Origin of the sequence: Desulfovibrio sp., assembly GCF_018379785.1 — a bacterium.
Lineage (GTDB): Bacteria > Desulfobacterota > Desulfovibrionia > Desulfovibrionales > Desulfovibrionaceae > Desulfovibrio.
This window is the reverse complement of sequence record NZ_JAGZUV010000006.1, coordinates 62,728-71,859: the sequence shown is the minus strand read 5'-3', so window position 1 is coordinate 71,859 and position 9,132 is coordinate 62,728. Positions and strand designations below refer to the sequence as shown.

At 66.1% G+C, this 9,132-nt stretch carries 6 protein-coding genes; all 6 read right to left on the bottom strand.

The genetic code is table 11. From position 1 onward, the window contains the following. Nucleotides 1-248: 248 nt before the first annotated feature. Nucleotides 249-1,664 carry a cardiolipin synthase gene (gene cls / locus KH208_RS02355; protein ID WP_291433485.1) on the bottom strand — a complete coding sequence of 472 codons (1,416 nt, stop codon included), beginning with the start codon at nt 1,662-1,664 and terminating at the stop codon, nt 249-251. 115 nt (nt 1,665-1,779) lie between these two features. Further along, on the bottom strand, nt 1,780-2,202 hold the full coding sequence (locus KH208_RS02350) for a universal stress protein (protein ID WP_008682875.1): 423 nt from the start codon (nt 2,200-2,202) through the stop codon (nt 1,780-1,782). Between the two features lie 244 nt (nt 2,203-2,446). Next, nucleotides 2,447-7,246 (bottom strand): response regulator, encoded by a 4,800-nt coding sequence (locus KH208_RS02345; RefSeq protein WP_291433482.1) that lies wholly within the window; start codon nt 7,244-7,246, stop codon nt 2,447-2,449. Nucleotides 7,247-7,420: 174 nt separating this feature from the next. After that, nucleotides 7,421-8,179, bottom strand: coding sequence for a tetratricopeptide repeat protein (locus tag KH208_RS02340; RefSeq protein ID WP_291433480.1), 759 nt, complete (start codon nt 8,177-8,179; stop codon nt 7,421-7,423). A 134-nt stretch (nt 8,180-8,313) separates the two neighbouring features. Next, on the bottom strand, nt 8,314-8,985 hold the full coding sequence (locus KH208_RS02335; protein ID WP_291433478.1) for a tetratricopeptide repeat protein: 672 nt from the start codon (nt 8,983-8,985) through the stop codon (nt 8,314-8,316). After that, nucleotides 8,978-9,115, bottom strand: a complete 138-nt coding sequence (locus KH208_RS02330) for a CcmD family protein (protein ID WP_009303319.1) — start codon at nt 9,113-9,115, stop codon at nt 8,978-8,980. The genes KH208_RS02335 and KH208_RS02330 overlap by 8 nt, the downstream gene beginning before the upstream one ends. Between the last annotated feature and the right edge of the window lie 17 nt (nt 9,116-9,132).

Genomic DNA, 9,132 nt, shown 5'->3' with positions numbered 1-9,132 from the left:
AATTGCCCACTGCTCATCCGTTAATCTTTGGTATTTGCTCATGAAACTCGATTACACGATTTTCATGACTTTTTCTAGAATTATGAAATGACTTCTAGTTAAAATAATGCAATCAGAGACATGCTGACAGCGTTTCAAAGGTAATCTGCTTTAGATGCGCCTGCCTGTCACACCCCAAGCCGTCGGCAATGCCGACGGCCTTTGTGGGGTTTTAACAAAATATGGAGTTCGGAACGAAGTTTTGTTGCCTACAGATAGGGCGAGAAAATCCAGCAGGCCGCGTTGCGCAGCTTGACCGGCAGGGATTGGCGTTTCAGATCCTCAAGGCTGATTTCGCGGCTGCGGCTGATGATGGTGTCGATATGCCCGGCCAGCAGGCCGTGGAAAGCGGGATCAAAGATTTCCATATTCAGTTCGAAGTTCAGGCGCAGGCTGCGGGCGTCCAGATTGGCCGAGCCGATCTGGCTGTAATAGCCGTCCACGGCCAGCAGCTTGGTATGGGCAAAGGGCGGCGGCTGGTACCAGACCCGCACCCCGGCGCTGAGCAGGGCCGGCAGCAGGCGGAACGTGGCCCAGTGTACATACGGCAGGTTGTTTTTGGCGGGCAGCACCACGCGCACGTCCACGCCGCGCTGGCCCGCCGAGCGCAGGCTGGACATGAGGTCGTGCGAGGGCAGGAAGTACGGGGTCATGATCCGTACTGAGCTCCGGGCCGTGTTGATGACCCCGCAGAAAAGGTCGTTGAGCACGTCCGCGTCTGAGCCGGGCCCGTCGATGACGATGCGGCAGCGGCTTTCGCCCCTGGGCTCGGTGGAGCTGGGCGGCAGGGGCGTGTATTCGCCGGTGGAAAAGCCCCAGTTGAGCAGGAAGGCGCGCCGCAGCTGATTGACGATGGGTCCCAGACAACGGAAATGCACGTCCTGCACGCAGCTTTTCCGCAGGCTCTGGAGATTGTCGTCGGAAATGTTCATGCCGCCGGTAAAGCCGATGTCGTCGCAGACCAGCACCTTGCGGTGATTGCGCAGATTGATGCTCAGGTTGGGAGGGAAGAGCTTGGGCGGCAGGAAAAGCGCGGTCCTGATGCCCCGCGCGGCGAGCTTCTTCCAGGGCTTGCGCCAGGAGTAGAGCGTGCCGATGCCGTCCACCAGCACGCGCACATCCACGCCGCGCGCGGCCGCCGAGGCCAGGGCTTCGGTAAAGGCCGCGCCCACCTTGCCGGCATTGAAGATGTAAGTAGCCAGAAAAACGTGGTTCCGCGCCGCCGCGATGGCCTCCAGCATGGCCGGATAGGCCTCGTCGCCGTTGTGCAGGGGGCGGAGCGCATTGCCGCCGCAGAGGTGCTGGTCCGTCAGGCGGCGGCCCAAATGCGCCATGCGGGCAATATTTTCAGGCACCTGTTCCGGCGGCCGCACGGGGCAGGGCGGATGGGCGTATTCGGGTTCCAGGGCGGCTTGCTGCCGCATGATCTTGTCGGCCCGGCTCTCGGCCCGGCTGATGCCGAAAAGCGCGTAGAGCAACGGCCCCAGTACGGGCAGGAGCAGGGCCGTGGCGGTCCAGCCCAAGGCCGAGCGCGGGTCTCGCTTGGTCAGCAAGGCATGACAGACCGCCACCCAGGAGAGGATGTGGACGGCCAACAGGCCCAGAGTTTCCAGCAGTATCAGCACAAGGCGCTCTTCGGCATCACGGGGGCGTTACGGACGCCGACGGCCCCGCCGCCCTTCGCCGGAGAGGCGAGGGACGAAAGAGGCGCGGGCCCTTTCCGCCTGAACCGGAACCGCTTTAGTGGCGCACGGCCAGCAAAGGGGTATCTGTATTGCGCAGCACGCGTTCGGTGATGGAGCCGATCAGCAGATCGCCGAGGCCGTCGCGCCCGTCGGTGAACATGACGATCAGATCCGCGTTTTCCTCGTCAGCCACGCGCACAATGGTTTCCGCCGGGGTGCCCTCTTCCACGCGGGTGTGAAAGCTGACGCCGTCTTTTTCCAGAATCTCGATCAGCGGGCAGAGCAGGGTCAGGCCTTTGGCGGCTTCCTCGCGCTTCAGTTCGGTGTGGGCTTCGCCGCCCACGATCTGCGACAGCGGCTCGGTGACGTGCAGCAGGATGATCTCGCCGGAGCAGAGGCCCAGGGCGTGCTTAAGAGCCTGATGGGCGCGTTCGCCGTGTTTTTTGCCGCTCACCGGCAGAAGAACTTTTTTGTACATGTTTACTCCTTGTCTGCCCTCAGTGGCGGTATTCCTGCCTGGGCCGTAGTATTTTCGCATGCCTCCGCGTTTTGCGCAAGCCTTTGCCCGCTGGTGCCGCTTGCTTTTCGACGCGCCCGCTGTCCGCGAGGCGCGGTACAAACGCCGTCCGCGAGTGCAGCGCGCCGCTTCATGCCGAACGCTCTGAACGGAGACAGCCCGCTCCCACAGGGAACGGGCTGCCGTCTGCTTTACCAAAGCGCGCCTATTTGCGCGGGGTGAGCGCGATGCGGTTGCGTTCCACGGCCACGGCCAGTTCGGGCAGCAGATCCTTGAGTGCGTTCATGTCGTTGGCCTTGGCCGCCCGTTCCACACAGCGGGCCATGCGGGCCAGAACCCGGAAGCCGAAGGCGTCCGACTCCGCCGCGATACGCCCGGCGGCCTCGCCCACCATGTAGCCGCGTCGGCTCTGGAAGGCCTGTTGGGCGTCCTCCATGGCCGCATCCAGGCGTTCCACCAGTTGCAGAATGGTCTTGTCCGGGCCCGGCTGCGGCGGCGTTGCGGGCGCGGGAGGCGGCGGCACAGGGGCTGCGCTGTCCGTTGCGGTCCGGGCTTCATTTGTCCCGACCGTGGGCCGAAATTCCGGCAAGGGCATCTGCAAACGTCCCTGAACCGTTCGGGGTTCTTCCGCCTCCGCCGGGGGCGGGGCAGGCGGCACCGAGGCGGCGGCGGGGCCGGAAACCTCCACAATGAGCGCGGCCAGAGGCGGATTTTCTTTTTTTACGGGTTCGGCTCCGGCGATAAAGTCCATAATGGAGCCGCTCAGGCCTCCGGAACCGTCTGTATCGGCCGCCGTTGCTGCCGGAGCGGACGGCGAAACCGGTGCCGGGGCTTCCCGGGGCTGGGGCGTCGCGGGAGCGGGGGCCGTCGCTGCGGGCGTTTCCACTGCCTCCGGTTCCGGCGCTGCGGACACGGTTACGGTGCGACGCGCGGCAGCCGGGTCGTTGGCCAGGCTCAGGCCCAGACCGGCCTTGTTCATCGGCCGGAGGGCTTCCTCCGGCCCGTGGCGCCTGGGCGGAGCTGGTCTGTCGGCCGTGGCTTTGGGGGATATGGGCATGGGCTCGCCCACCCATTCGCCGGGCGTGCTCAGACTGGGGCTGGTATAGGCGTTCTTGGCGGTATCCTCGGTGTTCTCCGTGTCCCGCCGGGCGGTCGCGGTCGGGACGGATCTGATCGTGATGCGCGGTCCGCGACGCACAGCGTTCCGGGGAGCGCTTTGGACTGCGTTCCCGGCGAGGGACGCGGCTTCCTCATCCTGCGGACGGGGAGGCAGGGGACTGCCGATGGGCATGGGCTCGCCCACCCACTCGCCGGGCGTGTTCTGCCGGGGGCTGGTATAGGAACCCCCGGCGTTGGCCGTAACAGTGGGCTTGGCTTCCGGCACGGCTGCGACTTTGGGCCGGATGGGGACAATGGTGGCGCCCGGCCGCGCGGCGAAAGTGACAGGCCGGAAGGCCGGTTTACGGGGCTGTTCCGGCTCCACGGGCTTTTCCGGGGCCAGCGGCACGGCGGCCACTGGTTCAGTCTCCGGCACGGACGTTTCCGCAACAACTTCTTCCGGCGCGGTCGCCTCCACGGGGGCGGCTGTTTCCGGCTCTTCCGGCAATTCCGGCGCGGCGAAAGCGCTTTCAGCGGCAGGCTGTACGGCCTCACTATCGGCTTCCGGTGCGGAGGCAACAGTCTGAAGTGCTTCAGCGGGCGGCGCGTTTTCCATCGTGTCCGTCGTCTTTTCCTCGGCTGCATCAGCCGTGGCAACGGCAGCCGTCGCGTTGTCGGCAGCGGCTGGCGCGGGCTCCGCAGGAGCTTCCTCCGTACCTGAAGCCGGGTTTTCCGCTGCCGTAACGCTGTCGGCCTTCTCCTCCGCCGCTTCCACGGGCGCCGGAGCTGCCGCGCTTTCCACCGGCAGGTCTTCCTTGGATGCGGCGTCTTCAGGAGCGGCATCCTTTGTCTCTTGTGCCGTGCCGGAGTCCGCAGTCTCTTCCTCGCCCCAGACCGGGCCTTCCAGGCCCGCGGCCACGGAAAATTCCGCCTGCATGGCGGCGTCTTCCGGAGAGGGCGCCGGAGCCGGGGCCTCGTTGCTTTCGGATTCGACCGCCGTGGTTTTGGACGCGGCGGTCATAACCGGATCGTCGGGTGCGTAGGGGTTGACGAACAGGCCCGCCGGAATGTCCGGTTGCTCTTGCGCGGTCTTGCGGGACGCGTTCAGACGGCTGACCGGGGTCAGACCGGCGTCCGCCGGAGGCAGGCCAAGGTCCGGCAGGAGGGAGTCCTTGTTTTCCGGCAGGCCGCTGAACAGGCCGCCCGCGGGTTTGCCGGACTTTTTATCCTCTCCGGGACCGACCAGGGGGCCGCGCAGGGATTCCGCAAAGCTCAACAGATCGGGCAGGGCCGTCAGATCCGGTATTTTCAGGGGAGAACCGCCGTGGCCGTCCTCGTTGCCGAACAGATCCGGCAGAGGAGGCCGTCCGGCCGGTGCTCCCGCCGTTACGGCGGAAGGCGCGACCGCTTCAGGAACCGCCGCTGCCATATCTGCCGGGGCTGTGCCGGTTTGCCCGGCGGGTTCCGTGGGCACGGCTTCCTGCCCGGTTTCATCGGCCGTCCGCGTGGCCGCGGCGGCATCCAGAATTTCCCGCACGGTCTGGCAAAGGGCTTCGCCGTCCACCGGCTCCAGCAGGGCATGGGTGAAACCGGCATCGGCCAGACGGTCCCACTGGCTGTCGTCCATGGTGACGGCCAGGGCCTTGCAGAAAGGCAGGCCCGCTGCCGTCGCCAGTTCACGGAACTGGCGCAGAATGTCGCCCGCCGCCGGGGAGGCCAGCCTGCCCTGCGCTATCAGCAGGAGCGCGACTTCGCCCTTGTGCAGTTGCAGGGCCTCGCTCAGGCTGCGCGCTTCGGCGTTGCGGCAGGGCATGCCGTCCAGCATGCGAGCCAGCGCCCGGCGGTCCAGCGCGCTTTCCGCCGCGACCAGGACCAGAGGTTGTCCGCGCTCCATAGGCGCGTCTTCGCTGCCGTCCCGTTCCAGATATTTGAGGTGCAGGGTAAAAGCGATGGTGGTGCCGTGGGGGCTGCACTCCACGCCCAGAAATCCCTTGCGCGCGCCCGCCAGTTCCCAGGCGCGGGTCAGGGCCAGGCTGGAACGCTCCTTGGGCGGCATGCCCGAACCCGTGTCCGTGACGGTGAAAAGCAGATGCCCGGCATCCGTGCTTTCCGGCACGCGGCGCACCGAAAAATGCACGGCTCCGTGCTTGGTGGCGCGCACCGCGCTTTCCAGCAACAGGCAGAGGGTTTCGCTCAGAGCCCCTGCTTCGCCCTCGTACATATGGCCCAGATGGGGCGGCATGTACCAGGCCAGGCCGATGCCCGCGCTTTCCGCCGCCGGTGCCACGGCGTCATGGGCTTCGCGCATCAGATGTTGCAGATTGAAAGGCGCGGCGGCTTCGGTGGTGGGCCGTTCCTGATTCAATTGTGTGGGATTGCTGACAATATCCGCCATCTGGCGGGCCGCGGTCAGCATGTTTTCCGCGTATTGGCGTACTGCCGGAGGCAGGGCGCAATGCCCCAGAGCCGCGCCTTCGCGCATCAGGCGGTCCAGGGGCAGGCGCAGGGCGTCTTCCAGAAGATCGGGGAGAAGACTGGGCGAAAGATCGGAGGGCAGACCGGCGTGCGGCGCGGTCCGAGGATCAGAGTGCGCGGAGGATGCATCCGCGTCCGGATTGTCCGGGGGCATGGGCGGTCCCGGCGGGATCAGCCGCAGATTGGGATCGTCCAGAGGCTGATCCAGGGTGATGGTGCCGTCGGCCTCTGTGCGCACGGCCTTGGCCGCCGTGGCGTCAGCCTGTGCGACGACCGTGTCGTGCGGGGCTCTGGTGGCGGCGATGATCAAAGCGCTGAGAGCCGTGCCCCAGAGTGGGGCGGAGGCCAGCAGGTTGGGGGCAAAGCCGCTGTCCAGGCCCAGCATGCCCCCGGCCACAAAGAGCGGCGGCAGCAGGCAGCCCAGCAGAAAACGCTTGGCTCCGCCCAGGCCCATGATCCAGGCTCCCAGGGCGGTGGGCACGAAAATCAGGGTGCCCAGGGGCCAGAGATCCAGATAGCGGGTCAGCCAGCCGAAGTTCGGCACCAGAGGCAGCAGGGCCAGCGCCGCGCCGGGCAGGGAGAGCAGGAGAAGCTGGATGTCCAGGGCGTGCGAACGCTCACGGGTGCGCATCAGATGGCGGCCCACATGGGGCAGCAGCATCAGGGCCACGCCCGGCGCCAGCACGGCCCCGGACTCGCCCAGGCCGATATGGCCGGAGCCGGAGGCGGGCATGCCCATGAGGCCCTGGCCCAGGGCCACGCCCACGTACAGGGCCGTCCAGACGCGCCACTGGCCCTTTTCGGACAGGCCGCGCAAAAGGCAGAGCAGCATGACCACGCCCAGGGCCAGAATGGCCGCCGTGCGCGACAGGCTGCCCCAGTTGGTGGCCGCGTCCTGCGGGGTGCGCAGCATGGGCGCGAACCACAGGCCGGGCAGGCCGTCCAGGCGGATATAGCAGGTCAGAGGCTCCTTGCCCGCCTCGGGCAGCAGCAGCACATTGCGCTGGGCCGGGCTGAATTCGCGCCATTCCAGCGCGCCGCTCAGACTGTTGGACACGGGTTCGTAAAGCATGGGCATGCCGGGCACGCTTTCGCCCATGTCCAGCAGCAGCGTGGCTGGGCGGGCGCCCTCGGGCAGAGGGGCCAGGGTGAAGCGCAGCCACACGACCCCGGTTTCGCGCGGCAGATCCTTGAGCGTCAGAGGCCGGTAGTCCCCGGCTTTGTCCGGAGCGGCGGCTTCCTCCACATCCATGGTGCCGGTTTCATCCAGCAGATAGTCGAGGTAGGGCAAAAGGGGCGTGCTGGACGTGGTGGGCGCGGCGGGCAGCATGGTCTGGGCCGGGGTGCCGCCCCAGCCGAAGCAGAGCGCGCAAAACAGAAGAACAGCGGCCGAAACCCGGAAACGGGCCGTGCCGGAAAAAACATATGCCATAGTGTTTCCGCCTGTCATATAACTTTGCATGAACGCCGCGCGGTTCCGTCTCCGCGTGACGTCCGGCGAGCCGTTACGGGCTTAAACCGGAGCAACGCTGCAACGCCGGGCGTTCAACGTTGCGTGCGGCATCCGCGCGTCCGCCGGGCAGCGCGGGCATCATCTCTGACAGCCCTAATGCAGATGCTTGATCAATTCGGACACCGGCTGCCCGTCCGGCGAACGCGCGCCGGGATTGGCCTTCAGCAGGCGTTGCCAGGCCTGCACGGCTTCGTCTTTGCGGTGCAGATCGTAATAAAGCACCACGCCCTCGTTGAACAGGGCGTTTTCATGGCCGGGCCGGGCGGCCGAGGCCTTGCGGAAGCTGTCCACGGCCTGTTCGTAGGCTCCGGCCTCGCGGTACATGATGCCCAGATCCGTAAGCACGTCGGGATTGCCCGGCGCGAAAGTCAGGGAACGCTCATAGGCCGAGATGGCCTGTTTGGCCTGGCCCGTGTCGAAATACAGATTGCCCAGGGCCGCCCAGCGTGCGGCGTCCTTGGGATCGGTCAGCAGGGCCTTTTCCAGTTCGGCGATTTTCCGGGCCAGTTCCGGGGGCATGGGCGGCGGATTGTCCTGCGCGGGCCTGGCCGCCTGCGGGGCCGCGGGAGCGGGAGGCGCGGCTTCCGGCTGGGCCGTGGCGGGATGGGTCGTAACGGCCGGGCCGTGACCGTTGATCAGGCCGGGCAGCAGGCCGCCCAGATACAGACCCAGCGCCAGCGTCAGCAGCATGCCCATGATGCAGGTGCTTTTGCGCACCATGCCGGAAGGCGCGGCCTCCGAAGAGGCTGCGGGAGATGCACTGCCAAGGGCGTCGGGAGTGGGGCGCGTCAGCGCGTCGCGCGGCGAAGCCGCTTCCGTTTCAGGGTTTTTTTTGCTTTTACGGCGGGCCATAAGCTCCTCAATAACGTGGGTGGGGCGCGGTCAAAGTCTTTGCGGTCAACCTACAACCTGAAAAAAAAAGAGGCAAGCCCGCAACTTATGGTCAAGAAGCGGGCCTGGCAACTGCGACATTGACGGGAGGCGGTTCAGGGCCGCGCGTCCTTCCCATTGGTTTTTTTTGCCTTTTTATCCATCTTGTCCTGTCGGACCGGCTGATCCGGCGTGTTGTTTTCCGCGCCGCCGGCATGGGACAGCGGGGCTTTTTCCAGCTCCTCGCGGATGCCCTTCTTGAGATCCTCACCGGCCTTGGGGTCATGCAGACCCGCGCTGAGATGTTCCACGCCGCGCGCCGGGTCGTTGAGGAAATGGATGTAGAGCACGCCCAGGCTGTAACGCACCGAGGCGTTGTCATGCAGGGCCACCACTTTTTCCAGAAGCTCGGCGGCTTCCTTGTGCTTGCCCTGGTTGTGCTTGATGACGCCCAACAGATAGAGCGGTTGGGGATTGTTCACATCCAGGGTGCTGGCGCGCTGGGCGAAAGTCTCGGCGGCATCCCAGTTCTGGGCGGTCATCAGGGCTTCGACCAGGTGGACCAGGGCGTCCACGTTTTGGGGATTTTTGGCGACTTCCTGCATGAGCGCGCCGATGGCGTCGCCGCCCATGCCCGCCGGAGCCTGGGGCGCGGGCTGCACATGCACGGTGATCTGAGGATGTTTGAAGCGTTCCGTAAGGGAAATCACCAGCATGGCCGCCAGACTCAGAGCCAGCAGCAGGGCCAGCGCGCGCGCCGGGGTCTTGAGCTTGGGCAGATCAGTCATGGTTGAGCATCTCCCATTGGCTCAGGCGAGCCGCCAGAGCGCGCTGCTGCGCGGCCAGAAAGGCCAGATACGCGCCGAGGCCGATCCAGACGGCGGCATTGGCGATGACGATCCAGGTGAGGGTATCCATACTTGTCCTCCGAGGGA

Excerpts from the sequence above, each read along its gene's own strand:
- KH208_RS02350 (WP_008682875.1), bottom strand. The coding sequence starts at position 2,202 with ATGTACAAAAAAGTTCTTCTGCCGGTGAGCGGCAAAAAACACGGCGAA.
- KH208_RS02345 (WP_291433482.1), bottom strand. The coding sequence starts at position 7,246 with ATGGCATATGTTTTTTCCGGCACGGCCCGTTTCCGGGTTTCGGCCGCT.
- KH208_RS02340 (WP_291433480.1), bottom strand. The coding sequence starts at position 8,179 with ATGGCCCGCCGTAAAAGCAAAAAAAACCCTGAAACGGAAGCGGCTTCG.
- KH208_RS02335 (WP_291433478.1), bottom strand. The coding sequence starts at position 8,985 with ATGACTGATCTGCCCAAGCTCAAGACCCCGGCGCGCGCGCTGGCCCTG.
- KH208_RS02330 (WP_009303319.1), bottom strand. The coding sequence starts at position 9,115 with ATGGATACCCTCACCTGGATCGTCATCGCCAATGCCGCCGTCTGGATC.